The 1,311-nt window shown below is 48.3% G+C and carries 2 protein-coding genes; both read right to left on the minus strand.

Annotated features, from left to right (window positions below; translation table 11 throughout):
- Nucleotides 1-172: 172 nt before the first annotated feature.
- Complete coding sequence (locus ACI4N7_RS07915) at nt 173-439, minus strand: hypothetical protein (RefSeq protein WP_439732815.1); 267 nt, start codon at nt 437-439, stop codon at nt 173-175.
- Nucleotides 440-636: 197 nt separating this feature from the next.
- Complete coding sequence (locus ACI4N7_RS07920) at nt 637-840, minus strand: hypothetical protein (protein WP_439732816.1); 204 nt, start codon at nt 838-840, stop codon at nt 637-639.
- Nucleotides 841-1,311: the final 471 nt, after the last annotated feature.

The raw sequence follows: 1,311 nt of genomic DNA on the forward strand, positions 1-1,311 counted from the left end.
TCTTCATCGTTTTCTTTCATCTTTTCCTCCTGCTTAATGGCATCGGCAGTTATCTCATGACAGGTCATTATCAGTGGCGGGAAGATCTTTCTCCAGGACTGCCGTATTCAGGGCTGCCCCTGTATTTTTTTGCTCTTATTCGACCGGCCGCCCTTGTGACCGCTGCTGCGGTCTATGTAGAACTGTTTTCGGTTTCCTCTTCCGGTCCTCCGTCGAAGGAACCCACTTCATAATAAGGGCAATCTGCTCCTTCGAACATAACCGGGGCAGGTTTCATTTTCGGGTAGAACTCGCACAGGCCCTTCTGGTATCCTTTTCCCCCTTTAGCAGCCCAAAGACACCCTTTGCAGTGAGAGCAGTAGATAATATTGGTATTGTCTGTGGCGCCGCCTTCACAGCACCAGGCCGGACCCTTTTCCGTACCTCTGTGTTTTTTCATCATTGTCCTCCTTATCTGACAGACCTGAGAGCCTGAACGGAAAGCTGCCGGTAAAGAACCGGCTTTCCTTCCTGCTTGAATATGGATTCCTTTTATCGGGCAGAACGGGGTATTCTTTTTTACTGTTTTGGGGACAGGATCACTTATATTTTGCTCGGGAAAAACGATCTGAGCAGGCGGCTGCCCCTCTCATCCATCTAGCTTTTTTCAAAATAATAGGGACATTCAGGGCACATTTTACTGGCTTTTTCCCAATCTTTGACTTCCGGGACCGCGCTCTTCTTCAGGCCTCCGTACATGGCCTCATAGATATCAACACACAGCCCTTCGGGAATTTCCCGGTGAAGCATTGGACATTTCCAGATCTCGTCCGGGACACAGATTATTTTTTTCTTATCCATTCTTTTACCTCCTTTACCGGACCATGCATTCATAACTCGGCCGGCAGAAAGAATCTCTGCGGCGGTGATGCTTTTCCATTCGTATTCATATGGATTACGGGCAAAATCCGGATAAGCCCGTAGGTGACACGGTTTTATGCTGTTTCTCCGGCTGCACGGTGATGCCTGTTATGCTCCTTCACAGATACAGTCCGGAGAGGCTTTAGTGCTTTTATAGAATGTCCGGGCTGCATACTCCGGATTTCTTTAGAGACAGTTCCAATCCTGCATACATTTTACCATTCCGGTCGGAAGAAGTAAAACGGCTGCCGGGCAGATAGGCCTGGCCATACCTGCAACACATGGTATCTCCGGACTTCTTAAAAACAGCAAAAAAGACCGCGAAATGCGGTCTCATATTTTGAAAGCCAGAGAGAAATCAATCGTCCTCCCAGTCATCCCTTTCAAAGAAATGCCTGCATCCAGGGCACA

Origin of the sequence: Dialister sp. (assembly GCF_051885895.1) — a bacterium.
Taxonomy (GTDB): Bacteria; Bacillota; Negativicutes; order Veillonellales; family Dialisteraceae; genus Dialister.

Excerpts from the sequence above, each read along its gene's own strand:
- ACI4N7_RS07915 (WP_439732815.1), bottom strand. The coding sequence starts at position 439 with ATGAAAAAACACAGAGGTACGGAAAAGGGTCCGGCCTGGTGCTGTGAA.
- ACI4N7_RS07920 (WP_439732816.1), bottom strand. The coding sequence starts at position 840 with ATGGATAAGAAAAAAATAATCTGTGTCCCGGACGAGATCTGGAAATGT.